Source organism: Georgenia ruanii (assembly GCF_009193175.1).
Classification (GTDB): Bacteria; Actinomycetota; Actinomycetes; order Actinomycetales; family Actinomycetaceae; genus Georgenia; species Georgenia ruanii.
Map to the genome: position 1 here is coordinate 145204 of NZ_VUKE01000009.1, position 25738 is coordinate 170941.

The window sequence follows — 25738 nt, forward strand, 5'->3', positions numbered from 1 at the left end:
GCCGTCGGGCAGCCGTCCACGTCCGGGATACCGGTGGCAGAGTCAGCGCGGAGGCGGGCTCACACGCGGAACTGGTGGACGCGGGCGCGCAGGTCCGCCGACATGCGGGCGAGCTCCCCGACGGCGCCGTCCATCTGGGCCGCGATCCGGCTGTTCGCGTCCGCCGCCTGGGCCATGGTCGAGACGTTGCTGGCGATCTCCCCGGCCCCGGTGGCGGCCTCCGCCACGCCGCGGGCCATCGCGCCGGTGGTGCCGGTCTGCTGCTCGACCGCCGCGGCGATGGTCATCTGATAAGCGTTGATCTGGTTGACGATCGAGGAGATCTCCTCGATGGCGGCGACGGTGCCGTCGGTGTCCGCCTGGATCGCCTCGACCCGGCGGGCGATGCCCTCCATCGCGCGGGCGGTCTGCTGGGCGAGGTCCTTGACCTCCCCCGCCACCACCGCGAACCCCTTGCCGGCCTCACCGGCGCGGGCGGCCTCGATGCTCGCGTTGAGCGCCAGGAGGTTCGTCTGCTCGGCGACGGCGGTGATGAGCCGGACGACCTCGCCGATCTCGCGGGAGGAGGTCCCCAGCTTCGCGACCCGCTCGCCGGTCCTGGCCGCCACGTCGGTGGCGTGCTCCGCGACCCGCGCCGCCTCGCCGGCGTTGTGGGCGATCTCCTGGATCGATGACCCCATCTCCTCGGCGCCGACGGCGACGCCCCGCACGTTCTGGGACACCTGGGCCGCAGCCGCCGCGGCAGCGGCGGACTGCGCGGACGTCTGCTCCAGGCCGGCGGACATCTGCTTACCGCTCGCGGCGAGCTCGTCCGCCGCCGCGGCGACTACCCGCGCGGCCCCTGCCACCTCGCCGACGAGCACGCGCAGGTTGGCCAGCGCGGTGTCCACCGCGACCGCCATCTGCCCGATCTCGTCGCGGTCCGCGATGGCGGTGGCGCCGGTGAGGTCGCCGGACGCCAGCGCCTCGGCGACGCTCCTGACCACGTTGAGCCGCCTGCTCACCCGGCGCGCCACCCACACGCCGACGGCGACCGCCGCGACGGTGCCCACCAGCGCGACCGCGACGACGGCCCAGCGCACCGTGGCGCTGACGGCCTCCGCGCGCTCCTTGCTCGCGAGGGACCCCTGCAGCTGCAGCTCGATGACCTGGTCGATGCTCCCGGTGATCGACCGCTGCAGGTCCTCCAGCTCGCCCTCCCCGAGCGCCGTCGCCTGCTCTTGTCGACCGGCGTCCACGAGGGCGTCGATCCGCGGCAGGAGCTGTCGGTACGCCGCGACGTCCGCGAGGAGGCGGTGCAGAGGGACGCGCTGCTCGGGGGAAGCGTGGTGGTGGAGGAGCTCCTGGGCGCGCGTGAGGACATCGCCCAGGCCGGCGTCGGCGGACTGGCGCATCCGCGCCTTGGCCTCGGGGTCCGGGGCGAGCGTGGCGCTGATGGCGTCGTAGTTCGCCAGGGCGAACTCGGACTTGAGGTCCGCGGCGAGCGCGGTGGCGGCGACGTCGTGCGTGTAGAGCTTCTCCACGGTCGCGTCGAGGTGGCTGACGCCGACGGTGCCGACGACCGTGACACCGGCCGTGACGGCGGTGGCGATGGCGAGCATCGCGAGGATCTTCGTGGTGACCTTGAGGTCCTTGAGCGTCCGGCGCCTGCGCGGCCGGGCGGCGGGCCTGTCCCCGGGCGTCCCCTCGGCGGGCGGACGGCCGGACCGCCGCGCACGCGCGGGGTGCATCAGGGTCGCGGTCATCATTGACTCCTTGGACGGTCACGGGCGCCGGCTGCTCCGAGGACCAGCCGCCTTGCTCCCGATATGTTCGGCATCACGTGTCCCCGTGTGACCATTCCACCGCAAGTTCCGGACGACACAGGCCTCATCCGCGCGCCTCCCCGACGCCCCCGGCCCATTCGCCAGCACGGCGCGCCGGATCCCGGGACCATGAGGGCTCTCTCAGGAGAAGGGAGCGGCGATGATCCCCGGCGAGCCAGCGGTGATGTCGTGGCAGAGCGCTTCCCGTGCGCGGCTCGCGGCGGTCCTACGTGTCGTGGCCGTGGTCCTGCTCGCGACCTCGACCGTGACGGGTCTGCAGGCGGCGTGGTCCCGCTGGGCGGTGTGCTACGTGGATGCCGACCCGCCGCTGGGCGGACTGCCCGACGACCGAGCCGCGGCGTGCGAGGCGCTCCAGGACCACCGGTACGACAACACCCTTCCCACCGACCCGTGGGCGCCCATCGCCGACGCCGCGCAGCGCGAGGGGGTGAGCTACCTCGCGCTGGGGCTCGCGGTGGTGCTCGTCGCCGTCACCGTCCGTGACCGTCGGCTCGTCCGGGCCGTCGGCGCGGCCGTCGGCGTCATGTGGCTGGCCCTCGCCGTTCCGACGCTGCGCAGCGGGCTGGCCGGCGAGCCGGTCGGGTCCGACCTGCCCGCCGGTGTGGCACCCCTGGCCTTCGTCATGCCCTTCATCACGCTGACCCTTGCTGCCTTTGCCGCGGCTCGCGGCACCCGCGACGGTCGGCTCGAAGGGTTGTTCTGGGTGACGATGACGGCGGCGCAACCCCTCCCCGAATTCTTCGTCACGCAGATGCTGTGGTCGTCCTACGACAGCTCACCGCTCGCCGGATTCGTCAGGTGTGTAGCCGTCGTCGGCGCAGGGTTGGCCGTCGCCGCCACGCTGCTCCCGGCGTCCAGGCGACCGGCCCTGGTGCGCCGTCGGGCGCACGGATGACCGTCCCCCCGAAGCGACGGTCGCGAGAGCCGGCCTCGCCAGCGCCGGACCACGTCCGACACCTCAGGACCGCGAGAGACAGACGTTGGCCACCCCGATGTCGGGGTGGCCAACGTCCGTGAGGATGGATGGGGCGTGGTCAGAAGTCCCAGTCTTCGTCCTGCGTGGCCTCGGCCTTGCCGATGACGTAGCTCGAGCCCGACCCGGAGAAGAAGTCGTGGTTCTCGTCGGCGTTGGGGCTCAGCGCCGACAGGATGGCCGGGTTGACCTGGGTGGCCTCCTTGGGGAAGAGCCCCTCGTAGCCGAGGTTCATCAGCGCCTTGTTGGCGTTGTACCGCAGGAACGCCTTGACGTCCTCGGTCAGGCCCATGGGGTCGTAGAGGTCCTCGGTGTACTGCTCCTCGTTCTCGTACAGCTCGAAGAGCAGCTCGAAGGTGTAGTCCTTGAGCTCCTGGCGCCGCTGCTCGGAGGCGTTCTCCAGCGCGCGCTGGTACTTGTAACCGATGTAGTACCCGTGCACGGCCTCGTCGCGGATGATCAGCCGGATGAGGTCGGCGGTGTTGGTCAGCTTGGCGTGGCTGGACCAGTACATCGGGGCGTAGAAGCCGGAGTAGAAGAGGAAGGACTCGAGCAGCGTGGAGGCGACCTTGCGCTTCTCCGGGTCGTCGCCGCGGTAGTAGTCCATGATGATCGCGGCCTTGCGCTGGAGGTTCTCGTTCTCCTCGGACCACCGGAAGGCGTCGTCGATCTCCTGGGAGGAGATCAAGGTGGAGAAGATCGACGAGTAGCTCTTCGCGTGCACCGACTCCATGAACGCGATGTTCGTGTAGACGGCCTCCTCGTGCGGGGTCACCGCGTCGGGGATCAGCGACACCGCGCCGACCGTGCCCTGCACGGTGTCGAGCAGGGTCAGGCCCGTGAACACGCGGGTGGTCATGAGCTGCTCGTGCGGCTTGAGGGTGTGCCAGGACTGGATGTCGTTGGACAGCGGCACCTTCTCCGGCAGCCAGAAGTTCCCGGTCAGCCGGTCCCAGACCTCGACGTCCTTCTCGTCCTGGACGCGGTTCCAGTTGATCGCCTGGACGCTGCTGACCAGCTTGAGCTTCTCCGACACTGCGGTGCCTCTCCTTGCGGTTCTCGGGTGCGGTGCGCGGGCCCGCGGGGGTGGTGCGTGCGGTGGCGCCAAGCGTCACCGGGTGGATCGTGCGGCGGCGCCAAGCGTCACCGGGTGGACGACGGCGGGAGCGGGCTCCCGCCGTCGTCCGACCTCGTGGGGCGGGCCGGCCGGGACCGGCCCGCCCCGCGTGAGGTCACAACATGCAGCTGACGCAACCCTCGACTTCGGTGCCCTCCAGCGCCAGCTGGCGCAGGCGGATGTAGTACAGCGTCTTGATGCCCTTGCGCCAGGCGTAGATCTGCGCCTTGTTGAGGTCGCGGGTAGTGACCGTGTCCTTGAAGAACAGCGTCAGCGACAGCCCCTGGTCCACGTGCTGGGTGGCCTCGGCGTAGGTGTCGATGATCTTCTCGGGGCCGATCTCGTACGCGTCCTCGTAGTACTCGAGGTTGTCGTTGGTCATGTACGGCGCGGGGTAGTACACCCGGCCGATCTTGCCCTCCTTGCGGATCTCGATCTTGGAGACGATCGGGTGGATCGAGGAGGTGGAGTTGTTGATGTAGGAGATCGACCCGGTGGGCGGCACGGCCTGGAGGTTCTGGTTGTAGATGCCGTGCTCCTTGACGGAGGCGGCGAGCTGGATCCAGTCCTCGCGGGTGGGAAGGTGCACGCCGGCGTCGGCGAAGAGCTGGCGCACCCGATCGGTGCGCGGCTCCCAGGTGCCGTTGATGTACTTGTCGAAGTACTCCCCGGTGGCGTACTTGGACTCCTCGAAGCCCTTGAACGCCCGGCCCTTCTCGATGGCGATCTTGTTCGACTCCGACACGGCGTGGAACGCCACCGTGTAGAAGTACATGTTCGTGAAGTCCAGGCCTTCCTCGGAGCCGTAGAAGATCCGCTCGCGGGCGAGGTACCCGTGTAGGTTCATCTGGCCCAGGCCGATGGCGTGGGACTCGTTGTTGCCGTGCTCGACCGAGGGGACCGACCAGATGTGCGTCTGGTCGGAGACGGCGGTCAGGGCGCGGATCGCGGTGCCGACGGTCTTGCCGAGGTCGGGCGAGTCCATCGTCTTGGCGATGTTGAGCGAGCCGAGGTTGCAGGAGATGTCCTTGCCGACGGTGGCGTACGACAGGTCGTCGTGGTACGTCGACGGGGTGGAGACCTGCAGGATCTCCGAGCACAGGTTGGACATGGTGATCTTGCCCGTGATCGGGTTGGCCCGGTTCACCGTGTCCTCGAACACGATGTAGGGGTAGCCCGACTCGAACTGCAGCTCGGCGATGGTCTGGAAGAAGCCGCGGGCGCTGATCTTGCGCTTCTTGATGCGCCCGTCGTCGACCATCTCGCGGTACTTCTCCGAGACGTTGATCTCCGAGAAGGGCACGCCGTAGATGCGCTCGACGTCGTACGGCGAGAACAGGTACATGTCCTCGTTGTTCTTGGCCAGCTCGAACGTGATGTCCGGGACGACCACACCGAGGGAGAGGGTCTTGATGCGGATCTTCTCGTCCGCGTTCTCCCGCTTGGTGTCGAGGAACTTCATGATGTCGGGGTGGTGGGCGTGCAGGTACACCGCCCCCGCGCCCTGCCGGGCCCCGAGCTGGTTGGCGTAGGAGAAGGAGTCCTCGAGCAGCTTCATCACCGGGATGACGCCGCTCGACTGGTTCTCGATCTTCTTGATCGGGGCGCCGGACTCGCGCACGTTGGTCAGCGACAGGGCCACGCCACCGCCGCGCTTGGACAGCTGGAGCGCGGAGTTGATGCCGCGGGCGATGGACTCCATGTTGTCCTCGATGCGCAGCAGGAAGCAGCTGACGAGCTCGCCACGCTGCGCCTTGCCGGCGTTGAGGAACGTCGGGGTGGCGGGCTGGAACCGGCCGGTGATGATCTCCTCGACCATGTCGAGGGCGGCCTGCTCCTTGCCGTCGGCCAGGGTCAGCGCGACCATGACGACCCGGTCCTCGAACCGCTCCAGGTACCGCTTCCCGTCGAAGGTCTTGAGCGTGTACGACGTGTAGTACTTGAACGCACCGAGGAAGGTCTCGAACCGGAACTTCTTCGACCAGGCGAAGTCCCAGATCTTGGTCAGGAACTCGAACGAGTACTTCTCGAGGACCTCGCCCTCGTAGTACCCCTCCGCCACCAGGTAGTCGAGCTTCTCCTTGAGGTTGTGGAAGAAGACCGTGTTCTGGTTGACGTGCTGGAGGAAGTACTGCCGCGCGGCCTCTCGGTCGGCACCGAACTGGATGTTCCCGTCCGCGTCGTAGAGGTTGAGCATCGCGTTCAGCGCGTGGTAGTCGAGCTCCGGTGCGCTGGCGACCTCTACGCCGGTATCTGTGAGCGTTGCTGCCAAAACTGCCCCAATCCCTCGCGGACGCGGGTGACGTCCTCGGTGGTCCCTAGAAGTTCGAATCGGTACAGGTAAGGCACTTGGCACTTCGCGGAGATGATGTCCCCCGCGAGGCAGAAGGCCTTGCCGAAGTTGAGGTTGCCCGCGGCGATGACGCCGCGGATCAGTGAGCGGTTGTGCTCGTCGTTCAGGAACTTGATGACCTGCTTGGGCACGGCTCCCCGCCCGTTGCCGCCCCCGTAGGTGGGCACCACGAGCACGTACTCCTGCTCCACCCGCAGCGGCGGTTCGCCGGGGCGCAGCGGGATCCGCTGCGCGGACAGGCCGAGCTTCTCGACGAAGCGGTGCGTGTTGTTGGTGGCGGAGGAGAAGTAGACGATGTGGCCCATGCCTGCCTCCCTAGCGCGCCGGTCCCGTCCGGCCCCGCGGGCGGGGCGGAGGGCTGGTGTTCGGCCGGGCCGCCGGATCGCGACGGCCCGGCCGAAGTCGGTGATGGCGTCAGGCCACGACGGCGCCGGCCTTGACGGCCGCGAGCGCCTTGATCTTGTCCGGGCGGAAGCCCGACCAGTGGTCGCCGTCGGCGAAGACCACCGGCGCCTGCTGGTAGCCGAGCGCCTTGACGCTCTCCAGCGCCTCCGGGTCCACCGTGATGTCGACGACCTCGTACTCCAGGCCCTGCTTGTTCAGCGCACGGTAGGTGGCATCGCACTGGACGCAGGACGGCTTGCTGTAGACGGTGATGCTCATCTGAGCCGATCTCCTTGCCTCGGTGCGTTGTCACAGGGTCCGGGCCCACCCCCGACACGGCTGTAACAACAAGTTTGTGGTTTGCCCGGGCCTCGGGCGTTCCCTCGGTTCCCGACACTACACCTAGGGGTCTGGGGGCGCCGGGACCCCAACATGCTGTGTTGGCGTGTCGTGGTGTGAGGTATCTGTCCACAACGTCGCCTCCTCCACTGTGGACCCCGAGGGGTCACCCTGGGGACACCTTGTGGACACCCGCCGCCGCGGCGGCCACGCGGTCGTCCTCGTGGTGCCCACGCTCGCACCGACCACTGACATCGGCGGCGGTGGCCGGGCCGTGAGGAGGCTGTGGACGAGTTTTCACACCTTTGTCCACACCCTGTGCACGGGGCCGTCGGCGGCGGTGGACAACGCGGGCAGACCGCGGGAGGTTCGCCACGAATCTCTGCGCGTGTCGTGGCGCCCGGCGTGTCGCGGCCGGGTGGCGTGCGGGACGGCCGCCGCCGCGTCCCTCGACCGGTACGGGCAGCCGGGGCTCGCGGTCAGGCCAGCCCGGCGTCGTGGACGCACAGGGCGATCTGGACCCGGTTGCTCGCGTCGAGCTTGGTGAACAGGCGGCCGATGTGGGTCTTGACCGTGGCGACGCCCAGGTAGAGCTCCGCGGCGATCTCGGCGTTGGACAGCCCGCGCGCCACGGCCAGCGCCACCTCACGTTCTCGCTCGGTGAGGCGGTCCAGGCGCGCCCGTGCCGCCCGCCGGCGGGAGCCGTCCTCGTGCGTGACGGCGGCGATGAGCTGAGCGGTGACGGAGGGGGAGAGGATCGGCTGCCCGGCCGCCACGCGGTGGACGGCCTCGACGAGGCGGGCCGGCGGGGTGTCCTTGAGGAGGAAGCCGGCGGCGCCGTGGCGCAGGGCCGTGAGCACCATCTCGTCGGTGTCGAAGGTGGTCAGGACGATGACGCGCGGGCCGTCCGCCCGGGCGGTCAGCTCGCGGGTCGCGGTCAGCCCGTCGGTGCGCGGCATGCGGATGTCCATGAGGACGACGTCGGGACGGTGGCGGGCCACGAGCGTGACGGCCTCGGCGCCGTCCGCGGCCTCGCCGACCACCTCCAGGCGCGCGTCGCCGCCGAGGATCAGGCGCAGGCCGGCGCGCACGAGGGCGTCGTCGTCGACGACGGCCACCCGGACGCGACCCGCGGCGCCGGCCGGGGGCGTGTCGCCGGTCGGGGCCGGTCCCTGCTCGGTCAGCTCGGCCACGGCAACCACGCTCTCACGACGAATCGGCCGTCGGCGGTCAGCCCGTGCTCCAGCGCGCCGCCGGCCAGGTCGGCGCGCTCGGTCAGCCCGGCGAGGCCCATGCCGGCCCCCGGCGGGCCGGCGGGACCCGCGCTCGGGGCCGCGCCGTTGCTCAGCTCGAGGGCGAGCCGCCCGCCCGGGTGGCCGGCGAGGCCGAGCCGCACCTCCGCGCCGGGGGCGTGCTTGCGGGCGTTGGTCAGCGCCTCCTGGATGATGCGGAAGGCCGTGCGCGAGACGGTCTGCGGCAGCCCGGCGAGGGCACCTCGGTCCGCGCCGGGCAGCCCGGCCGTGTCCGCGACCACCCGGGTGCCGGCCTCGGCGGCGTCCGCGAGCAGGGCCGGCAGGTCGGCGAGCGTGGGCTGGGGCGGCTCGGCGCTGCCGGTCTCCCCGGCGCGTAGGACGCCGAGGATCTGCCGGAGCTCGCCCAGCGCCAGGTGCGCGTTGTCCTGGATGACCGCGGCCGCCGCGGCGGTCTCCTCCCGGTCGAGGTCGGTGCGATAGGTGAGCGCGCCGGCGTGCAGCGCCACGAGCGAGATGCGGTGCGCGAGGACGTCGTGCATCTCCCGGGCGATCCGGGTGCGCTCGGCCGCGCGGGCACGCTCGCCGGCGAGGGCGTGCTCGCGCTCGGCGGTCTCCGCCCGTTCGCGCCAGAACGCCAGGAGCTCGCGGCGGGCCCCCACGTAGTAGCCGGTCGCCACGCAGATCCCGCAGGCCAGGACGCCGAACGCGGCGGACCCGATGGTCATCAGGACGCTGGTGCCGAGGCCGGGGACGTTCCGGCGGACGACGAGCTCGTACAGGGCCGTGGCCCCCGCCCAGACCACGACGACGGCGACCACCCGGCCGCGCCGCCGCCAGGTGCTCAGCGAGACGGTGGCGAGAGCCGCTGGGCCGACGGCGGAGGCGGACAGGGCCGTCAGGGCCGCCGTGCTCACCGCCACCGCGGTGGGGAAGCGCCGGCGCAGCGGGAGCAGGCCCAGCCCGAGCAGCCCCAGGACGGCGTCGAGGAACAGCAGCCCGCCGGCGACGAGCTCCGATCCGTTGCCGGCCTCGACGGAGTCGATGAAGTCCACCGAGATCGCCACCCACAACGCGAAGCCGGTGCCCGCGGCGGCGAGGTAGCGCCAGGTGCGCTGCCACCAGCCCAGCGCCGGTGGCGCGGGCCGGGCGGTGGCGGCGGGGCGCACGGCGTCGGCGTCCCGCGGAGGCGCCGGGCGCACAGCGTCGGCGCCGCGCGCCGGGGCCTGCGGCCCGGAAGAGGAGGGGGTCACGCCGTCAGCGTAGGAGCGGACGGACAAGGCCCGGATCCCTCGTCCGGCCCGGACGGGTCCGACCAAAGGTGGACGAGGCCGATCCCGGCGCCGGACGCCCGCCGGCCCCGACGCCCGCGACGGTGGTCCCATGATCACCGCTGAGCACCTCACCAAGCGGTACGCCCGGCGCGGCCGGGCCGTCACCGCCGTCGAGGACGTGTCCTTCACCGCCCAGGCCGGCCGCGTTACCGGCTTCCTCGGACCCAACGGCGCCGGGAAGTCCACGACCTTGCGCATGCTGTGCGGGCTGACCACCCCGACGGCCGGCGCCGCGACGGTCCTGGGCCGGCCGTTCGCCGCCCTGCCCAACCCCGGCCGGCACGTGGGCGTGCTGCTCGACGCCGCCGCCCAGCACCCCGGCCGCACCGGGCGCGAGGTGCTCGCCGTCTCCGCCCGCCTCATGGACGTCCCGGCCGCCCGGGTGGACGCGCTCCTCGACCGGGTCGGCCTGACTCCCCAGGAGGCGGCCGCCCGGGTGCGGACCTACTCCCTGGGCATGCACCAGCGCCTCGGCCTGGCCCACGCGCTGCTCGGGGACCCCGCCGCGCTCGTCCTCGACGAGCCCGCCAACGGCCTCGACCCGGCCGGCATCCGGTGGATGCGCGAACTGCTGCGCGGCTTCGCCGACGCCGGCGGCACCGTGCTGCTCTCCTCGCACCTGCTGCGCGAGGTCGAGGCCGTCGCCGACGACCTGGTCATCATCGGCGGCGGGAAGGTGCTGGCCCAGGGCGGCACGGCGGCGCTGCTCGCCGCGCCGGGCAGCCGGGTGCGCAGCCTGGACGACCCCGCCCTGGCCCGCGCGCTCGAGGCCGCCGGGCACGAGGTCCGCCTCGACGGCGCGCTGGTCACCTCCGCGCCGGCCGAGGAGGTGGGGCGGGCGGCCCTCGGCGCCGCGGTGGTGATCACCGACCTTCGCCCCGCCACCGACGGGCTGGAGCAACTCTTCTTCACGACGACCGCCCGCCACGGGCGCGAGGAGGTTCCCGCATGACCACCCCCATCGAGACCGCCACGCCCCCCGCGCCCGCTTCCCCCGGTCCCCGCCCGGTGCCGTTCCTCCGGCTCGTCGCCGTCGAGCTGCGCAAACAGACCGACACCCGCGCCGGGCGGTGGCTGCTCGCCGTGGTCGTGCTCCTCAGCGCCGGCCTCATCGCGGTGCACCTCGTCGTCGCGGAGCCGGCCGACCTCACCTGGCAGGAGCTGAGCCTGACCGCCTCCTTCGGGCAGGTCCTGCTGCTTCCGCTGCTCGGCATCATGGCCGCGACCGCCGAGTGGTCCCAGCGCACCGCCCTGACCACCTTCGTCCTCGAGCCTCGTCGCACCCGCGTGCACGTCGCCAAGCTCGCCGCGGCCGGCGCGCTGGGCGTCGTCGTCACGGCGGCGGCCGCGGCGGTGGGCGCGGTGGCGAACGTCCTCGGGATGTTCTGGCGCGACGGCGCCGGCGACTGGACCCTGGACGCCGGGGCCACGGCCGGCAGCGCCGTCGCCTTCCTGCTCCTCGTCGCCCAGGGCGTCGCGTTCGGCCTGGCACTGCTGAACACCCCGGCGGCGATCGTGGCCTACCTCGCCCTGCCGACCGCCTGGTCCGTGCTCGGCCTGCTCGTCCCCCGGCTGACCGAGCCGGCGCAATGGCTCGACATGAACATGGCGCTGCTGCCGCTCATGGGCGGTGAGCTGACGGGGCCGCAGGCGGCCCGGCTGGCGACGTCGGTGGCGGTGTGGGTGGCGCTGCCGCTCGCCGTCGGGCTGTGGCGCACGGCGCGGCGCGAGGTGTCGTGACGGGACGGCGGGACGAGCGCCCTCGCCGCGCACGACGCCGACGCCGCGGGGGCACGAGCGGCGGGGAGGCATGATGGGGGCGGACCGACCTGAGGAGCCGCCATGCCCATGAACGTCGAGAGCTTCAACCTCGACCACCGCACCGTCGCCGCGCCGTACGTGCGGGTGGCCGACACCAAGCGCCTGCCCCGCGGCGACGTGCTGACCAAGTACGACGTGCGGTTCTGCCAGCCCAACGTCGACCATCTCGAGATGCCGGTGGTGCACTCCCTCGAGCACACCTTCGCCGAGCACGTGCGCAACCACTCCGACGACGTCATCGACTTCTCCCCCATGGGCTGCCAGACCGGCTTCTACCTCCTGCTCGCCGGCGAGCACCCGCTGGAGGAGGTCCTCGACCTGGTGGCCGCGGGGCTGCAGGACGTCGTCGACGCCACCGAGGTGCCGGCCGCGAACGAGGTCCAGTGCGGCTGGGCCGCCAGCCACACGCTCGGAGGCGCCAAGGAGGCCGCCCGCGCGATGCTCGCCCGTCGCGACGAGTGGGCCCAGGTCACCGCGTGAGCGCCGCGCCCGCGGCGCCGCCGGCGGTGGACGCCGTCGTCATCGGCGCCATGGAGGAGGAGGTCCGCCCCTACCTGGAGCGGGCCGGCGAGGTCGGGCCGGAGACGGCGGCCGGTCACGCCCGCACCCGGCTGGTCACCGTCGGGGCGGCCCGGCTGCTGCTCGTGCGCGGCGGCATCGGGCTGGTCAACGCGGCCGCCGCCACCGTGCACGCCCTGATGAGCGTCGCCCCGCGCGCGGTGGTGTCCACCGGGTCCGCCGGCGGGCTGGCCGCCGCGGTGGAGGTGGGCGACGTCGTCGTCGGCGAGCGCTACACCTACGCCGGGGCCGACGCGACCGCCTTCGGCTACGAGCGCGGGCAGGTGCCCGGGATGCCGCCGGCCTACGACGCCGACCCGGGGCTGCTCGCCGCGGCCCGGGGCGCGGCGGCGCCTCGGCTGCGCACGGGCCAGATGGTCTCCGGCGACTCGTTCGTCACCGCCGTCAACGTCGCCGAGGTCCGCGCGGCCTTCCCCGCGGCGCTGAGCACGGACATGGAGTCCACCGCCATCGCCCAGGTGTGCCACTCCCACGGCGTGCCGTTCCTGTCGGTGCGCGGCATCTCCGACCTGTGCGGGCCGGCCGCCGACCAGGACTTCCACATGGCGGTGGAGGAGGTCGCCGCCCGGGCCGCCGACGTCGTCCTCGACGTGCTGGGCGCCGGCCGGCCGCGCGGCTAGCCGGGGGTGCGGCTAGCGGGGGGGCGCGCGGCGCGGCGGCCGCGGTCAGCGCCGGGCCGGCCGCCGGCGGTCGCCGGGCTGGTGGTCGTCGGGCGGGCGGGCGGCGCGCCCCACGGTGCGCCACAGGTGGACGGCCATGGCGACGAAGGCTGCGGCCCACGCCGCCAGGGCCACCCACAGCTCCGCCGCGCCGACGACGCCGACCACCGGCAGCCGGTCGGCCCGGCCGAGGTAGATGCCGGCGACGGCGTACATCCCCAGCGGGAACACGATGCTCCACAGCGTGGCGTCGTAGTCCAGCGGGACGCCGTGGCGGCGGTGGCGCCACCAGCCGGCCGCGACCAGCGGCGGGAGGAGCCAGGTGGCGAACGCCCAGAAGACCACCGACAGCCCGCCCACGAGGCCTCGGGTGGCCAGGACCATCGGCGCATCGGCCATCTCCAGGATGCGGGCGCCGGCCAGCACGGTGATCGCGCACGCGCCCATGGCCACCCAGTACGACGGGTCCAGGTCCACCGGGCGCAGGTCGAAGAGCATCATCCGCAGGGCTACGAACACGCCCGCGGCGGCGTACAGGAAGATGCCCACCGCCCAGGAGACGACGGCGACCAGCGCCAGGCCGCCGCGCCACCCCGGCGCGAGCACCGGCTGCACGGTCGCGGCCGCCACCGCCACCGACTGGCTGGCCACCACCCAGACGAACCACGTCCCGTTCGCGGCCGCGAGCACCGGCCGGGTGGTGTGCCCGAGGACCGCCGTCCAGGGCACGACGTAGCCGAGCACCAGCCAGCCGCCGAAGGCCACGGCGAGGAGTGCCGCCGTCCACCCCACCAGGCCCTCGCCGGCCAGCCGGACCCCGAGCACGTTGGTCCCCGCCACGAACGTGAAGAACCCGAAGGCGCGGCGCGGGTCGGCGAGCTCCTCCCGCACGCCCCCCGGCGCCAGCACGAGGCGCAGCACCGTGAGGACGACGAGCGTCGCCCAGGCACCCGCGCACACCGCGGCCAGCGCGGTGGAGAGCAGGGGGTCCCGCTCCAGGTCCAGGCCCACGGAGATGATGCCGCTGGCCATGACGAGGGCGAAGTAGCCGGGGGCCAGGGTCTCCAGCGCTAGACGGGCCCGGCCGGTGAGCGTGCCGGCGCGGTCCGGCGCACTGGCCACCCGGCGAGCGTAGTCCGGGGCCCGCGGTCCCGCGCTCCGGTGGCCGACCCCCGTGGTCAGCGGTTCTATGTCAGCCAGAGGCTGGACCAACCGGAGGAGGACCGTCGCATGGACACCTGGGTGTGGATCGTCCTGGCCATCGTGGTGGTGGCCGTCATCGTGCTCGCCGTCGTCGCCGCAGGTCGCCGCCGCCGCGAGCAGGAGCGGATCCGGGAGCAGGAGAACCGCGCGCACGCCGCCGACCTGCGGGCCCGCGGCGAGGAGCAGGACCTCGCCGCCCGCAAGCGCGAGGCGGACGCGGCCGCCGCCGCGGCCCAGGCGAAGCAGGCCCGGGTGGAGGCCGACCGGCTGGAGCAGGAGGCGCGCCGAGGCACGGACGAGGCCGCCCGGGTGCGGGAGGAGGCCGAGACCCACCGGCAGGACGCCGACGCCCTCGACCCCGAGCACGACCCCGGCTCCCAGGCCGGCCCGGACGGCTACGTCCCGGGACGGCACGAGGAGCCCGGCGGCCTGCGGCCCGAGGACCGGCCCCGCGCCTGAGTGCCCACCCGGCTGCTCCTCCTGGCCGACACCCACTGGCCCAAGCGGGCCCGGGCCCTGCCGGCGGAGGTCTGGGCGGCGGTGGCCGACGTCGACGTCGTCGTGCACGCCGGGGACTGGGTGGACGAGCGGCTCGTCGACGAGCTCGGCGCCCGCTCCCGCCGCCTGGTGGCGTGCTGGGGCAACAACGACGGCCCGGAGATCCGCCGGCGCCTGCCCGAGGTGGCCCGGGCGACGGTGGAGGGGCTGCGCCTGGCCGTGGTCCACGAGACCGGCGCGGCACAGGGGCGCGAGCGACGCATGGACGCCCGCTTCCCCGACGTCGACCTCCTCGTCTTCGGCCACAGCCACATCCCCTGGGACTCCACCACCCCGGGCGGGCGCCGGCTGCTCAACCCCGGCTCCCCCACCGACCGGCGGCGCCAGCCGCACCGGACGTTCATGACCGTGGTGCTCGGGGCGACGCCGGCCGGCGCCGACGTCACGTTGCACGAGCTGTGACCGGAAGGCCGACGCGCCCCCGCCGGGAGGGCGGGGGCGCGTCGGTCGGCGACTCGGGCGGCGGTCAGGCGGTGACCCGCTCGGCCTCCGGGGCGTCGCTGAGGGTGTCCAGGTCGCGGTCGCGGGTCTCCTTGGTCGCGAACAGCGCCAGCAGGGTCAGCAGCGCCATGGACGCGAGGTAGACGCCCACCCAGGCCACGCCGTAGCTCTGCACCAGCCAGGCGGCGATGAACGGGGCCACCGCCGCGCCGAGGATGGAGGAGAAGTTGTAGGCGATGGCGGAGCCGGTGTACCGCACGTTCGTCGGGAAGAGCTCGGGCAGGATCGCGCTCTGCACCCCGAAGGTCAGGCCCATCAGCGTCATGCCGACGACGAGGAAGACGAGCATGAGCCCGAGGTTGGCCTCCGCGCCGGTGCCCATGGTCTCCGGGGCGAGGAAGGCGTTGAAGGTGAAGCCGAAGAGCAGGATCAGCGCGGTCACCACGATGAGGAACGGCTTGCGCCCGAACCGGTCGGCCAGCGCCCCGGAGACGGGCGTCATCGCGGCGAAGAACAAGATCGCGATGAGCTGCAGCACGAGGAACTGCCGGTAGCCGATGCCCAGCATGCCGTTCTCGGTGGCGCCGATGGCGTAGCTGAGGATCCACGTGGTGAACAGGTAGAACAGCGTGTAGGTGGCCAGCATGATGAAGGTGCCCTGGATGAGCTGGCGCCAGCTGGTGCGCAGCACCGCCTTGAGCGGGGTCTTCACCTTCTCGCCGCGCGCCACGGCGCGGGCGAACACCGGGGTCTCCTCGAGCTTGACGCGCACGTACACGCCCAGCGCGACGATCACGGCCGAGGCGAGGAACGGGACGCGCCAGCCCCAGGTGAGGAAGGTGCCGTCGTGCCGGGGGTCGGTGCTGTCGTGGCCCATCCAGATGGTCAGCAGCAGGAAGAAGCCGTTGGCGAAGAGGAACCCGATCGGCGCGCCGAGCTGGGGCCACATGGCCGCGCGCGCCCGCTTGCCCTTCTCCGCCGTCTCGGTGGCCAGCAGCGCCGCGCCGCTCCACTCCCCGCCCAGGCCCAGACCCTGGCAGAAGCGCATGATGGCGAGCATCGCCGGCGCCCACAGGCCGATCTGGTGGTAGGTGGGCAGCAGCCCGATGAGGACCGTGGCGATCCCCATGGTCAGCAGCGAGCCGAGCAGCGTCGCCTTGCGGCCGAGCCGGTCGCCGAAGTGCCCGAACACCACGGAGCCGACGGGGCGGGCGATGAACGCCACGCCGAAGGTGGCCAGCGAGGCGAGCAGGGCGCCGCTGGCGTCGGCGGCGGGGAAGAACAGCAGCGGGAAGACCGAGATGGCCGCCGTCGCGTAGACGTAGAAGTCGTAGAACTCGATCGAGGTCCCGACGAGGCTGGCGAAGATGATCCGGCTCTTGGGCACGTGGGTGCCCGTCCGGGTCGTGGGCTCGTCCGCTTCGCGCGTGGTCGCCGTACTCACGAGATGTCTCCTCGGGTCGCGTGTGGAACCGAAAGAGACTACCTCTGTCCGCCCACGATGTGGGACCGGAAACCCGGATATTGAGACGAACGTGACGTCTGCGGTAAGGGTCACACGGCCCGACCGTGCGACCGGGGGGCCGGGCCGCGGCCCGGGGCGGGTCAGCGCGCCTGGCTGAAGGCGAACACCGCCGGGTCCCCGCCGATGCGCTCGCCGGAGTCCAGGCCGTCGACCGCGGCCAGCTCGTCGTCGTCGAGCGTGAAGGAGAACACGTCGAGGTTCGCACCGATGCGCTCGGGGGTGACGGACTTCGGGATGACGATGCGCCCGCGCTGCACGTGCCAGCGCAGCACCACCTGGCCGGGCGTCACGCCGTGTGCGGCGGCGATGCGGGTGACCGCCTCGTCCTCGAGGTCGCGGCCCTGCCCGAGGGGGGAGTAGGCCTCGACGGCGGCGCCGGCCTCGCGGGTCGCGTCCTGGGTGGCGCGCTGCTGGAAGGTGGGGTGAACCTCGACCTGGTTGACCGCCGGGACCGTCTCGCTCTCGGCCACCACGCGGCGGAGGTGCTCGGGCAGGAAGTTCGACACGCCGATGGCGCGCACGGCCCCCTCGGCCAGCAGCTTCTCCAACGCGTGCCAGGTCTCGACGTACAGGTCCTTGGCGGGGACCGGCCAGTGGATGAGGTAGAGGTCGACGACGTCGACGCCCAAGGCCGTGCGGGAGCGCTCGAACGCACTCAGCGCCGCGTCGTAGCCCTGGTCGGCGTTGCGCAGCTTGGTGGTGACGAAGACCTCCTCGCGCGGCAGACCCGCGGCGCGCAGCGCGGCGCCCACGCCGGCCTCGTTGTAGTAGGCCGCCGCCGTGTCGATGTGGCGGTACCCGGCCTCGAGCGCCGTCTCCACCACCTGCTGGGTCGTGTCCTCGGGGACCTGGAAGACGCCGAACCCTACCTGGGGGATCGCGACGCCGTTGTTGAGACGGATCGTGGGTGTCGTGGACTCGCTCATGCCCCCTGCATACTCCGGGTCCGACCGCCCGCGCATGTCGGCGCGGCGCCGTCTCGCCGTCGGCGTGCCCGAGATGGTGGCATGCGCCGCCATGTCGCCGCATGCCACCATCTCGCGGCGCACCGCCGTATCGGGGCGGGCCGCGGGGGCGCCCGCCTCGCCGCGGCGGCCGAGGGCGCGGCTAGCGATTCACCCCGCGCAGCACCATGTCGACGAGCTCGTCCACCCACTCGCCGATTCCCGGACGCAGCTCCTCCTTGGAGGTACCGGCCTCGGTCATGAGGACGTGGAAGAAGATCGCCCCCTCGATCGCGTCGAGCAGGTGGCCGGGCGATGTCGAGGGCGGCAGCTCGCCGTCGGAGACCGCCTGCTCGATCCGCCCCTCCAGCGCCAGCACCCCGCGGCTGACGCTCTCGTCACGGATCTCGCCGAATGCGTCCGGGTTGGCCACGGCGGCCGAGACGATGTTCGCGATGGCCGCCCCGTGCTCGCCGAGAAGGAGCTCGGCCCGCGCCCGGGCGTGGGCGGCGAGGTAGTCGCGGATGTTCAGTCCCTCGGTCTGCGGGGTGACGTGGTGCGCCTCGAGGTCACGGATGGCGTCGAGCAGCAGCTCACGCTTGTCGTGCCAGCGCAGGTAGATCGAGGACTTCCCGATGCCCGCCCGCGTGGCGACGGCGTCGAGGCTGACGCCCGACCAGCCCTTCTGACCGAAGAGCTCCAGGACCGCGCGGTAGGCGCGGGCCTCGGTGTCCGGGTGCCGGGGCCGCCCCGGACCTCGCCGGACCGGCTGGACGTTCTGGGTGTCTGTTGTCTGCGTCATCGTTGGCCCCCTCCAATCGGCTTCGACACTACGCGTCACGTGTCGATCACATGAGGGTTTCGCGGCCGTGTTTGCGTGCATCTGGGGGCCGGTGCGGGCGCCGTCGGCACGTCAGTGCTCGTCGTCGTGGGCGAGTACGAGCACGCACGTCAGGGCGCGGCCGCAGGCGAGCAGCCGGTAGTGCTCGTGGACGCGGACGGGGCTGCCCTGCGGGGCCCGGGCGGCCAGGTCGTGGTGGTGCCAGAGGGTCACCGAGCCGCCGTCGAGGTAGTCGACGACGGCGGTGCCGTCCGGGCGGACCTGGCACACGATGCCGTCGGTCCAGCCCTCGGTGGCGCGGTGGGCGAGGCGCGCCTGGATGAGATGGACGCTGTGACCGGGCCGGTAGCTCTGGCAGGGGCCCGGCGTGCAGGGGGCGGGGGTCGGGTCGGCGCTCACGGGCGCGGCTCCTTCAGGACGGGTCGCTCTTCCCGCGCCGGCGGCGCGGGCGGGTCTTCCTCCGGGGGCACCGTGCGCGATGCGCGGTTGCCGGACCAGCACGCCGGAGGGCGTGGCGCTGGTCCTCTTGACCGGGACCCACCCTAACGGGCCGGACCGACAGGCGGGCGGCCCCTCCGCCCGTGGTCGGAGGAGGTCGTTAGCGCCCGTCCTCCTCGTCGTCGTCCTCGTCGTCGACCTCCTCGGCGGTGTACGCGACGGCCACGTCGATGTCCTCGTCGGTCTCGAAGGCGTCGTCGAAGCCACCGGAGGTGTCGTCGCCCCCGAGCACGGCGTGGGCGGCCGGCACGAGGGGCCCCCACAGGTCCTCTCCCCCGCGCACGCGCTTGGTCTCCTCGTCCACCAGCTCGACCTCCTCGGCGTCGGGGTGGTCGAACTCGGTGGGCACGAGCAGCACGAGCGTCGCGGGGCCGTCGAAGCCGTCGACGACGACGTCGAGCCCGGTGACCGGGTCCGCGAGGGTCTCGTCCAGGACCGGATCGAAGGCCTCGTGCATGTCGCTGTCGAGGAAGGTGTGGTCGGACATGTGGTGCTCCTTCCCGGGCCGGTACCCGGTCGAGGTGGCCGGGGCCACAGCGTGGACCAGGGGTACCGCTCGGGCCAAGCGCGCAGGTCAGCGGGCTGTACCGGAGGCGCTTCCCGGCTAATGACGCGGAGGGCAGCGATCAGCCCCCGGAGGCGGCGCCTTCCGGGGGCTGAACGCTCGGGTCAGGCGGTGACGAGCTCGCGCTCGGTCCGGGTCGCGGCCACGGCGCCGGCGGCGGGGGCGGGGGCGGCGAGGTGGGTGAAGGCCCAGCCGACCAGGGTGAGGATCACGCCCAGGCCCATCACCAGGGCGGCCACCCCGTAGGCGATCACCGAGGTGAACAGCGAGGCCCGCAGGAACGACGCGTTCATCACCGTGGTGCGCTGGCCCTGCAGCTCCTCCGCCTTGGCCGTGTCCCCGGCCGCCTCGGCGGCCTTGACCTCCGCGCCCAGCTCGGCGTACGTCTTGCCCTCCGTGGCGTGCTTCGCGTGCTCGTTGATGATCTGCGCCTCCGCGAAGGCCGAGAACGGGCCGTTGACCTCGTCCCCGGGCAGCATGGGCGAGTCCTCCGCCACGGTGATCTTCTGCTCGACCAGGTTCGAGGTGATCAACCCCCACGTCACGCCCCCGGCGAGAATGAAGACGATCCCGGCGACGATCGCGACGATCCCGGTGACCTTGGCGGGCTTGCTGTTCATGGCGGGTCCTCCCTGGAACCTCGGCGCCGGCCCCGGTGCCTTGTGCCCGGTGTATCTGCCAGCACGACCAACGTAGGGCCGACAAATCGGGACAATGCGTGCCTAAAGTCCCAGGAGGTGATGTCCCTGGAGCGGACCAGCTGGGTCCGTTCTGTCCGGTCGATGTGGCGGCTGCAAGCAGTAAGCGTCAGTTCGCCAGGCCGGTGAGGAGCACGTCGACGAAGCGCGTGATCGTGGCGTCGAGGTTGGCGGCGCTCAGCGGCTCGGTGGACGGGTCCTGCCGGTAGATGAACAGGCGGAAGAAGATGGCCCCTTCCAGCGCGCTGAGCAGGTCCGTGGCGGCCACACCGGCCGGCAGCTCGCCGTCGTCGACCGCACGGGCGATGCGATGAACCGCCTGGAGCACGCCGCGGCTGATGCTCTCGGCGAGAAGGTCCTGGAACTCCGCCGGGTGGACGTAGGAGGCGGACATGAGGCTGACCATCGCCGCGCCGTACTCGCCGAGGTAGAGCTGCGCGCGGCCCAGCCCGTAGGAAATGAGGTAGTCGCGAATTCCGAGCCCCTCGTCGTCCGGGTAGACGTGGTGCGACTCCATGTCCTTGATCGCCTCGAGCAGCAGCTCGCGCTTGTTCTTCCACCGCAGGTAGATCGAGGACTTCCCCACCCCGGCGCTCTGCGCGACGGCGTCCAGGCTCATTCCGTCGAAGCCCTTGTGGCCGAACAGCTCGAGCACGGCGCGGTAGGCGCGCTCCTCGGTGTCGGCGTGCCGCGGGCGGCCCGGTCCGCGCTTGGCGGGCTGCCCGTCCTGCACGAGCGAAGGGTCAGACATGCGGCGAAGCCCTCCATGGTCGAGAGGTCCTGACGGCGCGGATGCGTCGGACGAAGCCTTCCACGACACAGGCCCTGCCGTGTCCCTCCGCCGGTGATGACACACCGGGAAATGACGAAGCCGCACGCCAGTGGCACTCGGACAACCGGCCTGTCGCTACCCCCGGGGCCGGCAGAGCCGGCGTGTGCCGAGGGCCTCACCAGATTTGAGGAACACATGGGCACGAAAACTGGTTGGACCACTCGTAGGAGCTGCACGCCCCCGGACGGCCCGAACGGCGAGGCGAGGCTCCACGGCACCCGCATCCTGCCCCGTCGTGGGGCCTGCCCTGCCGTTGCCGAAACGCAAAGGAGGTATCGCCATGAAGACCAAGCAGACCGGCTCGGTTCGCTGCCCCGCCTGCGACGGGCTGGGCCTGACACTGCCGGCCTCGCGTCTGATCGGGACCGCGATCGGCATCCCCTCGTACCGACCCGAGTCCGGCGAATGCTCCGCGTGCCGCGGCACCGGACGCATCCGGCCTGCCCGCACCTCGCTCTCGATGGGCGATGTCCTGTCCGGTCTGCGAGCGCGGTTCTCACTCGCGAGCTGAGACCCTTGCGGTCGGCCGCCTGAAACAAGACCTGGCTCTCGATTCGGCTTCCCCACGGTCGGCCCGGCGACGTGCACGGGCACTGCTAGCGTCCGGCCATGAGGCCCATCGCAGCTGCCGCCGTCGTCGCCGGCCTGCCCCTCGCCGGTCGGAACGCCTCCCAGGCCGCCGCCCCGCCCCGCCTGGCCGCCCTCGACCAGCCCGTCGGCGCCGAGGACGCACTCCCCGACAATGCCGGCGTCCCCCTCGAGCAGTACGCCAACCTCCGCCACATCGGTCAGGTCGACGACGTCCCCTTCTACGCCGCGCCGGGCCCTGCGGACCGCCTCTGGTGCCTGGTCATGGTCCTCGACGGACCTGTCGAGAACGATGCCTTCTCAAGCGGGTCCTGCTCCACCGACGACCACTTCGCCCTACACGGCCTCAACGGCAGCACGGGGCGCCCCGACGCCACCCTTGTGAGTACGACGCTCCTCCCCGACGTCGCCGGGCAGCTCGGAGACGGGTTCGCGATCATCGGCCCGAACCCCGCCAGTCCCACACGAACGCACGCGAAGTGAACTGGCTCAGGCTCCTCCGCTCAGCCCCCGGCTGGCTGCTCCTCACCACCGTCGTCCTCGGCGTCATCACCGCCATCGCCACGCTCCTCCTCATCGGGGCCATGGCCTGGCTGATGGTGGCCTGGGCCCTCAGCAGCCCGGCCTGACCGGGGCGAAGCGCACGGCCAAGGTTGAGAGGCCATCGCCAGGATTCATGAGATTTGTCGCAAACGTCATTGCCACGTTGAATGGTAATTCCCGGCGGAGTCGGGTTTCGGTACGTTCGGCGGTTGGATCGGAGAGTCCATGGCAGACCGTCCAGTGTCCGCCTACGTGCCAGCTACCAGCACGCCGGCGCATACCAAAGCCAGGCGAGCCGCGTTGGGCATTGCCGCGCTGAGCAGCGTTGCCCTCGGCTTGAGCATCCGCACGTTCGGCGATGGTGCGTGGACCGGCCCTGCCGGCGACGCCTTGTACGCCGTCCTGATCTACCTGCTCGTTGCGATCCTGATCCCCGGGAAGTCCAGGGTCCTGATCGCGGGTGCAGCAATGATGGCCTGTGCGCTGATCGAGGTCTTCCAATTCACCGGTCTACCCGCGGAGCTGGCACAATCGTGGCCGCCCATTCGGCTGATGCTTGGCACCACCTTCGGAATGGCGGACCTGTTCGCCTACGGCGGTGGATGCACCCTCGCCTATGCCGGCGATTGGACGCTCAGCAACGCCGCGAAATCCCGGTAGCGGCCAGGGACTCGGCGGTCATCGGACAAGGCCCGGTGCCCGCTGAGGGATCGCTAGCCGACCGTTCCGTCGTGCTTCTTCTGAGCGAGCTGCTGTCGTTGCCATTCATGCACGTCGGGCAACCAATCCAACACGCCCGATGGACCGACCCGCGCGTCGTCGGGAGCACCACCGTCTCGGAGGGCTTGCACGTATGCGCGATCCTGTGTGATTCGTGCTCGGACATGATCAACTCCACCGACTGAGCCGTGACCAGGGATGACGACATCAATGTCGTCGGCCACGCTCTCGAAAAGCTGCAGCGCGCCGAGGTAGTCCTCGATCGGATTCGCGGCCTCGAGGTCAAGGAACGGCATCAGGATGTCAGAAAGCATGTCGCCGGCGGCGAGGACGCCACACTCCTCGATCAACAACGCCGCATGGCCGGGGGCATGGGCCTGATGCTCGATGATTCGGACTTTGGGGCCTTCCCAAGGAATCTGCGCCGCCTCGGTGGGCAGACCAGTGATGAGCCCGAGCAGATCCATCGGAATGTCCTCGGCGAACTCCGGGGGCAGCACCTCAGCTACGCGGGCCTGCCAGTCCGCGTTTGACAGCAGGTCTCGCATAGAAGCCGCGCAGCGGGCTGTACCGTAACGCGGCGCGTCGCCGAAGTTCGCGTGCCAGAGCACGTGGTCCCAATCGGGGTGCGTCGAGAAACCTGCGACGACGGGCTGACCCAACTCCCAAAGGTCGTTCGCGAGGCCGGCCATCTCATCGCTCGTGATACCGGGGTCGATGAGCAACACACCGGCCCGGCCCTGCACGACAACGGAATTGCTTTGGATGAACTCGCTCTGGCGAACGAGAACGCCCTCAGCGACGTGTTCCAGCATGAATCCCACTCCGATTGTGGTCTGCGACCCCCTGTCGAAAACGGTAGTACGTGGCGGTGATCCGAGGGCCGGTTCTGCCGCCGCCTGCGCGGTGTTCCCGTACCGGTCATTGCTGGTCGACGTTCGAGGGGAGGGTTCATCACGTGCGGCGAACAGGGGCCTTCGTGCCGGTCACCAGGCTCTGGGCCGGAAGTCCTCGGTCACGACCGCTTCCGCGGCGACCGCAGGTGTCGCGCCCCGATCCTCACGCCGGGCAGGATTGTCGCGCGCCGGCGTCGTTCCATCCGTTCTCCGCCACATCAATGGTTCCGCCGGTCCGCCATACACGGCGATCCACCGTCTCGATCGGGTGACCAACGGTGGACGTGTGCTTCGGTGCGACCAGGACGTGCTTGGCCCAACCGCATGCCGGCGTGGAGAGCCTCGACCTCGCCTGCCTTGCCGGCGATCGCCACGGCGCCAAGCTCACACTCCCCGAGCTGCGCCAGATCGAGGCGGGCACTGCGCATCGACGGCTTCTTCGACCGGCAGGGGATCCCCCGGGCTGCCTGAGGCACCCGCAGTTCCAGGGCGGTCCCGTTGCGGAGAACCATTCCTGGGCGGGCCTCGCAACCGGTACGTTCGCCACTGGAGGGGAATCGGACGCGACGGAGGGTCTTCCCATGCAGAGACGCTTACGAGCCTTCGCGCTCCTTGCCGGCGCCGCTCTGGCGCTCACCGGGTGCGGCGGCGTTCAGGACAACGACTCCCCCACCGCAGTCGCCGACGGCGGGAACAACCCGTGTGCCGACCCGGCCGTGCGCGACCGGGTCGCCGCGGCGATCGCCTCGACCACCGACGAGGCCGCAGCCAGCACCCTCGCGACGCCCGAGGACCTGCTGGCGGCCGGCCTCAGCGACGAGGAGGTAGCCGCCCAGCAGGCGAAGTGGGACACCCTCTCGGAGGAAGACCGGGCCTTCCAGCACTGCCTGGCTGCGACCAACGCGGAGGATCTCGCCCGCGCGAAGGTGGACCTGGCCCTCCTCGAGCGCGAGCAGGCCGAGGAGGACCGCCTGCCGGCCCCGCACGACCCGGATGACTTCGGCGTCGATCCGGCCACGACCCGACTCCTCACGACCACAGACATCGGCAACCGCTACTGGGTGGGGTTGCAGCCCGCCAACCCGGCGGTCCCGGGCCGGGAGAAGGACAGCGTCTGCTTCATCGTCCACGTCGCCGCTCAGCCGGGCATGGGCGCCGGTTGCGGGCCGGTGGAGACCTTCGGCGTGCGTGGCATCGAGCTCGGACACGATGGTCAGGGCGCACTTCTCGTCGCCGACACGCACGACGATCCCGGCGCCGGGTGGGCCCAGGTGGAGCCGAACCTGTATTTCAAGGAGCCGGGGGCGCCCGCGATGCCCAGGCAGACGTCCGAGCCGCTCAGCCCCGGGGAAGCGAAACCGTACGAGGCGCTCGTGCGGGGCACCGACTTCGTCCCAGTCCGCATCGAGCGCAACTCCATCGCCCGCTCATCGTTCATCGACGCCTGCTTCGACGACGGCCGCGCCGGAACCACCCTCTGCTTCGCGCTGCACCTGGACAAGCAGGCCGCCCTGCAGATCCAGGCATGGGAGGAGGGCGGCACCCAGAGGAAGGTCCAGGAAGACCAGGGTTATCAGCCCTTCGACGTCGAGGGCGGCACCGGCATCATGCGCGCCGACGAGTGGGCGGTCGCCATGCGGGTGCGCTCCGACGACGGAGCCTGGGTAGCCTACGTCAACTTGGAGGAGTCCAACCCCGCCGGATCCGTGCCGTCGAAGAGCGTCGACTTCGTGCGGGACGTCTTCATCCCGGAGCTGCTCAAGTTGCCGACCTCATGATCGGGACCAGCGCCGACGGAGGACGGCTCCTGCTCGGCCCAGCCGAGGAGCACGACGTCCTCCTGCCCGCTGCGTACGACACCGTCTGGTCACTGACCCTCGTGGTCGCCGTCGTCCTCGCCGTGGTCGCCCTCGTTCATCTGGTCCGCCGGAAGGACCTCACCTCGACCCAGGCCGCCCTGTGGGCGCTGGGCGTCCTCCTCGTCCCGGTCGCCGGCCCTATCGTCTACCTCCTGATCGGCCGACGTGGGAAGGTCCGCGCTCCAACCACTGGTTAGCGACAGTGCGCTGGGGAGCACCAGGACGGGGACGCTCAGCACATGGCTCAGCACGTGAACAGAAAACGGGCTCTTCAGAATTGAGGGTGTAGTCGGGGTCTGAATCCGCCGGCCTCTAGCAGGGATCTGGCGATGTAGTTGGTGAGGTTGCGGAAGCCGAGGGCGGAGCCTCGGAGGTGCTCGAGTCGGCCGTTC

Annotated in this window: 29 protein-coding genes and 1 riboswitch; of the genes, 13 read left to right on the top strand and 16 right to left on the bottom strand. The window is 71.6% G+C overall.

What is annotated here, in order from left to right; genetic code table 11:
- Positions 1-59: 59 nt before the first annotated feature.
- On the bottom strand, positions 60-1745 hold the full coding sequence (locus tag GD880_RS10665) for a methyl-accepting chemotaxis protein (protein ID WP_193314451.1): 1686 nt from the start codon (positions 1743-1745) through the stop codon (positions 60-62).
- 295 nt (positions 1746-2040) lie between these two features.
- Here GD880_RS10665 and GD880_RS10670 point away from each other — a divergent pair, with 295 nt between their 5' ends.
- Entirely contained in the window at positions 2041-2721 is a 681-nt protein-coding gene (locus GD880_RS10670; RefSeq protein WP_152231605.1) for a hypothetical protein, read from the top strand.
- 139 nt (positions 2722-2860) lie between these two features.
- Here the strand turns inward: GD880_RS10670 and nrdF are convergent, their stop codons facing one another.
- From nrdF to GD880_RS10700, 6 genes are all read right to left on the bottom strand, one after another.
- Positions 2861-3835, bottom strand: a complete 975-nt coding sequence (gene nrdF / locus GD880_RS10675) for a class 1b ribonucleoside-diphosphate reductase subunit beta (protein ID WP_152231606.1) — start codon at positions 3833-3835, stop codon at positions 2861-2863.
- Positions 3836-4031: 196 nt separating this feature from the next.
- On the bottom strand, positions 4032-6188 hold the full coding sequence (gene nrdE, locus GD880_RS10680; RefSeq protein ID WP_152231607.1) for a class 1b ribonucleoside-diphosphate reductase subunit alpha: 2157 nt from the start codon (positions 6186-6188) through the stop codon (positions 4032-4034).
- Complete coding sequence (gene nrdI, locus GD880_RS10685; protein ID WP_152231608.1) at positions 6158-6574, bottom strand: class Ib ribonucleoside-diphosphate reductase assembly flavoprotein NrdI; 417 nt, start codon at positions 6572-6574, stop codon at positions 6158-6160. Before nrdI ends, nrdE begins: the two co-directional genes overlap by 31 nt.
- 109 nt (positions 6575-6683) lie before the next feature.
- A complete protein-coding gene (gene nrdH, locus GD880_RS10690) occupies positions 6684-6932 on the bottom strand; it encodes a glutaredoxin-like protein NrdH (protein ID WP_152231609.1) in 249 nt (82 codons plus the stop codon).
- Between the two features lie 539 nt (positions 6933-7471).
- The gene (locus GD880_RS10695; protein ID WP_226909572.1) at positions 7472-8176 is read right to left on the bottom strand and encodes a response regulator; all 705 of its coding nucleotides are present in this window, start codon (positions 8174-8176) and stop codon (positions 7472-7474) included.
- Positions 8173-9495 (bottom strand): sensor histidine kinase, encoded by a 1323-nt coding sequence (locus GD880_RS10700; protein WP_226909567.1) that lies wholly within the window; start codon positions 9493-9495, stop codon positions 8173-8175. The genes GD880_RS10695 and GD880_RS10700 overlap by 4 nt, the downstream gene beginning before the upstream one ends.
- A gap of 130 nt (positions 9496-9625) precedes the next feature.
- Here GD880_RS10700 and GD880_RS10705 point away from each other — a divergent pair, with 130 nt between their 5' ends.
- From GD880_RS10705 to mtnN, 4 genes are all read left to right on the top strand, one after another.
- Positions 9626-10528 carry an ABC transporter ATP-binding protein gene (locus GD880_RS10705; RefSeq protein ID WP_152231611.1) on the top strand — a complete coding sequence of 301 codons (903 nt, stop codon included), beginning with the start codon at positions 9626-9628 and terminating at the stop codon, positions 10526-10528.
- Positions 10525-11316 carry an ABC transporter permease gene (locus GD880_RS10710; protein WP_152231612.1) on the top strand — a complete coding sequence of 264 codons (792 nt, stop codon included), beginning with the start codon at positions 10525-10527 and terminating at the stop codon, positions 11314-11316. Before GD880_RS10705 ends, GD880_RS10710 begins: the two co-directional genes overlap by 4 nt.
- A 108-nt stretch (positions 11317-11424) precedes the next feature.
- The gene (locus GD880_RS10715) at positions 11425-11877 is read left to right on the top strand and encodes an S-ribosylhomocysteine lyase (RefSeq protein WP_405002746.1); all 453 of its coding nucleotides are present in this window, start codon (positions 11425-11427) and stop codon (positions 11875-11877) included.
- Complete coding sequence (mtnN, locus tag GD880_RS10720) at positions 11874-12596, top strand: 5'-methylthioadenosine/S-adenosylhomocysteine nucleosidase (RefSeq protein ID WP_152231614.1); 723 nt, start codon at positions 11874-11876, stop codon at positions 12594-12596. The genes GD880_RS10715 and mtnN overlap by 4 nt, the downstream gene beginning before the upstream one ends.
- Before the next feature lie 45 nt (positions 12597-12641).
- On the opposite strand, the gene GD880_RS10725 is transcribed toward mtnN, so the two are convergent.
- Entirely contained in the window at positions 12642-13757 is a 1116-nt protein-coding gene (locus tag GD880_RS10725) for a tellurite resistance/C4-dicarboxylate transporter family protein (protein ID WP_226909568.1), read from the bottom strand.
- 108 nt (positions 13758-13865) lie between these two features.
- On the opposite strand from GD880_RS10725, the gene GD880_RS10730 reads away from it, so the two are divergent.
- The gene (locus tag GD880_RS10730; RefSeq protein WP_152231615.1) at positions 13866-14297 is read left to right on the top strand and encodes a hypothetical protein; all 432 of its coding nucleotides are present in this window, start codon (positions 13866-13868) and stop codon (positions 14295-14297) included.
- Complete coding sequence (locus tag GD880_RS10735; RefSeq protein WP_152231616.1) at positions 14298-14798, top strand: metallophosphoesterase family protein; 501 nt, start codon at positions 14298-14300, stop codon at positions 14796-14798.
- Positions 14799-14862: 64 nt separating this feature from the next.
- On the opposite strand, the gene GD880_RS10740 is transcribed toward GD880_RS10735, so the two are convergent.
- From GD880_RS10740 to GD880_RS10770, 7 genes are all read right to left on the bottom strand, one after another.
- Positions 14863-16281 carry an MFS transporter gene (locus GD880_RS10740; RefSeq protein ID WP_152231617.1) on the bottom strand — a complete coding sequence of 473 codons (1419 nt, stop codon included), beginning with the start codon at positions 16279-16281 and terminating at the stop codon, positions 14863-14865.
- A gap of 161 nt (positions 16282-16442) precedes the next feature.
- Positions 16443-17288 carry an aldo/keto reductase gene (locus tag GD880_RS10745; RefSeq protein ID WP_152231618.1) on the bottom strand — a complete coding sequence of 282 codons (846 nt, stop codon included), beginning with the start codon at positions 17286-17288 and terminating at the stop codon, positions 16443-16445.
- A 181-nt stretch (positions 17289-17469) separates the two neighbouring features.
- On the bottom strand, positions 17470-18108 hold the full coding sequence (locus GD880_RS10750) for a TetR/AcrR family transcriptional regulator (protein ID WP_193314453.1): 639 nt from the start codon (positions 18106-18108) through the stop codon (positions 17470-17472).
- 111 nt (positions 18109-18219) lie between these two features.
- A complete protein-coding gene (locus GD880_RS10755) occupies positions 18220-18546 on the bottom strand; it encodes a hypothetical protein (RefSeq protein ID WP_152231620.1) in 327 nt (108 codons plus the stop codon).
- Between the two features lie 20 nt (positions 18547-18566).
- A riboswitch (SAM riboswitch) is annotated at positions 18567-18679 on the bottom strand.
- 66 nt (positions 18680-18745) lie between these two features.
- Positions 18746-19132 carry a hypothetical protein gene (locus GD880_RS10760; protein ID WP_152231621.1) on the bottom strand — a complete coding sequence of 129 codons (387 nt, stop codon included), beginning with the start codon at positions 19130-19132 and terminating at the stop codon, positions 18746-18748.
- Between the two features lie 182 nt (positions 19133-19314).
- Positions 19315-19830 carry an aromatic ring-opening dioxygenase LigA gene (locus tag GD880_RS10765; RefSeq protein ID WP_152231622.1) on the bottom strand — a complete coding sequence of 172 codons (516 nt, stop codon included), beginning with the start codon at positions 19828-19830 and terminating at the stop codon, positions 19315-19317.
- A gap of 187 nt (positions 19831-20017) precedes the next feature.
- Positions 20018-20659 (bottom strand): TetR/AcrR family transcriptional regulator, encoded by a 642-nt coding sequence (locus tag GD880_RS10770; RefSeq protein WP_152231623.1) that lies wholly within the window; start codon positions 20657-20659, stop codon positions 20018-20020.
- A gap of 361 nt (positions 20660-21020) precedes the next feature.
- On the opposite strand from GD880_RS10770, the gene GD880_RS10775 reads away from it, so the two are divergent.
- From GD880_RS10775 to GD880_RS10785, 4 genes are all read left to right on the top strand, one after another.
- Positions 21021-21251, top strand: a complete 231-nt coding sequence (locus GD880_RS10775) for a hypothetical protein (RefSeq protein WP_152231624.1) — start codon at positions 21021-21023, stop codon at positions 21249-21251.
- A gap of 98 nt (positions 21252-21349) precedes the next feature.
- A complete protein-coding gene (locus tag GD880_RS10780; protein WP_152231625.1) occupies positions 21350-21811 on the top strand; it encodes a hypothetical protein in 462 nt (153 codons plus the stop codon).
- Positions 21808-21957: a hypothetical protein gene (locus tag GD880_RS20345; RefSeq protein WP_193314454.1), complete on the top strand. Its 150-nt coding sequence runs from the start codon at positions 21808-21810 to the stop codon at positions 21955-21957. The genes GD880_RS10780 and GD880_RS20345 overlap by 4 nt, the downstream gene beginning before the upstream one ends.
- 139 nt (positions 21958-22096) lie before the next feature.
- Entirely contained in the window at positions 22097-22531 is a 435-nt protein-coding gene (locus GD880_RS10785) for a ribosomal maturation YjgA family protein (protein ID WP_152231626.1), read from the top strand.
- Between the two features lie 53 nt (positions 22532-22584).
- Here GD880_RS10785 and GD880_RS10790 read toward each other — a convergent pair whose 3' ends face one another.
- A complete protein-coding gene (locus tag GD880_RS10790) occupies positions 22585-23406 on the bottom strand; it encodes an MBL fold metallo-hydrolase (protein WP_152231627.1) in 822 nt (273 codons plus the stop codon).
- Positions 23407-23819: 413 nt separating this feature from the next.
- Between GD880_RS10790 and GD880_RS10795 the strand changes: the two genes are divergently transcribed.
- On the top strand, positions 23820-25265 hold the full coding sequence (locus tag GD880_RS10795) for a hypothetical protein (RefSeq protein ID WP_152231628.1): 1446 nt from the start codon (positions 23820-23822) through the stop codon (positions 25263-25265).
- Complete coding sequence (locus GD880_RS10800) at positions 25262-25543, top strand: PLD nuclease N-terminal domain-containing protein (protein ID WP_152231629.1); 282 nt, start codon at positions 25262-25264, stop codon at positions 25541-25543. Before GD880_RS10795 ends, GD880_RS10800 begins: the two co-directional genes overlap by 4 nt.
- The last annotated feature ends 195 nt before the right edge of the window (positions 25544-25738 follow it).

What these genes read in the sequence shown, in the direction of transcription:
- GD880_RS10665 (WP_193314451.1), bottom strand. Translation starts at nt 1,745, where the DNA reads ATGACCGCGACCCTGATGCACCCCGCGCGTGCGCGGCGGTCCGGCCGT.
- nrdI (WP_152231608.1), bottom strand. Translation starts at nt 6,574, where the DNA reads ATGGGCCACATCGTCTACTTCTCCTCCGCCACCAACAACACGCACCGC.
- nrdH (WP_152231609.1), bottom strand. Translation starts at nt 6,932, where the DNA reads ATGAGCATCACCGTCTACAGCAAGCCGTCCTGCGTCCAGTGCGATGCC.
- GD880_RS10705 (WP_152231611.1), top strand. Translation starts at nt 9,626, where the DNA reads ATGATCACCGCTGAGCACCTCACCAAGCGGTACGCCCGGCGCGGCCGG.
- GD880_RS10710 (WP_152231612.1), top strand. Translation starts at nt 10,525, where the DNA reads ATGACCACCCCCATCGAGACCGCCACGCCCCCCGCGCCCGCTTCCCCC.
- GD880_RS10715 (WP_405002746.1), top strand. Translation starts at nt 11,425, where the DNA reads ATGAACGTCGAGAGCTTCAACCTCGACCACCGCACCGTCGCCGCGCCG.
- GD880_RS10730 (WP_152231615.1), top strand. Translation starts at nt 13,866, where the DNA reads ATGGACACCTGGGTGTGGATCGTCCTGGCCATCGTGGTGGTGGCCGTC.
- GD880_RS10745 (WP_152231618.1), bottom strand. Translation starts at nt 17,288, where the DNA reads ATGAGCGAGTCCACGACACCCACGATCCGTCTCAACAACGGCGTCGCG.
- GD880_RS10750 (WP_193314453.1), bottom strand. Translation starts at nt 18,108, where the DNA reads ATGACGCAGACAACAGACACCCAGAACGTCCAGCCGGTCCGGCGAGGT.
- GD880_RS10760 (WP_152231621.1), bottom strand. Translation starts at nt 19,132, where the DNA reads ATGTCCGACCACACCTTCCTCGACAGCGACATGCACGAGGCCTTCGAT.
- GD880_RS10765 (WP_152231622.1), bottom strand. Translation starts at nt 19,830, where the DNA reads ATGAACAGCAAGCCCGCCAAGGTCACCGGGATCGTCGCGATCGTCGCC.
- GD880_RS10770 (WP_152231623.1), bottom strand. Translation starts at nt 20,659, where the DNA reads ATGTCTGACCCTTCGCTCGTGCAGGACGGGCAGCCCGCCAAGCGCGGA.
- GD880_RS10775 (WP_152231624.1), top strand. Translation starts at nt 21,021, where the DNA reads ATGAAGACCAAGCAGACCGGCTCGGTTCGCTGCCCCGCCTGCGACGGG.
- GD880_RS10780 (WP_152231625.1), top strand. Translation starts at nt 21,350, where the DNA reads ATGAGGCCCATCGCAGCTGCCGCCGTCGTCGCCGGCCTGCCCCTCGCC.
- GD880_RS10785 (WP_152231626.1), top strand. Translation starts at nt 22,097, where the DNA reads ATGGCAGACCGTCCAGTGTCCGCCTACGTGCCAGCTACCAGCACGCCG.
- GD880_RS10790 (WP_152231627.1), bottom strand. Translation starts at nt 23,406, where the DNA reads ATGCTGGAACACGTCGCTGAGGGCGTTCTCGTTCGCCAGAGCGAGTTC.
- GD880_RS10800 (WP_152231629.1), top strand. Translation starts at nt 25,262, where the DNA reads ATGATCGGGACCAGCGCCGACGGAGGACGGCTCCTGCTCGGCCCAGCC.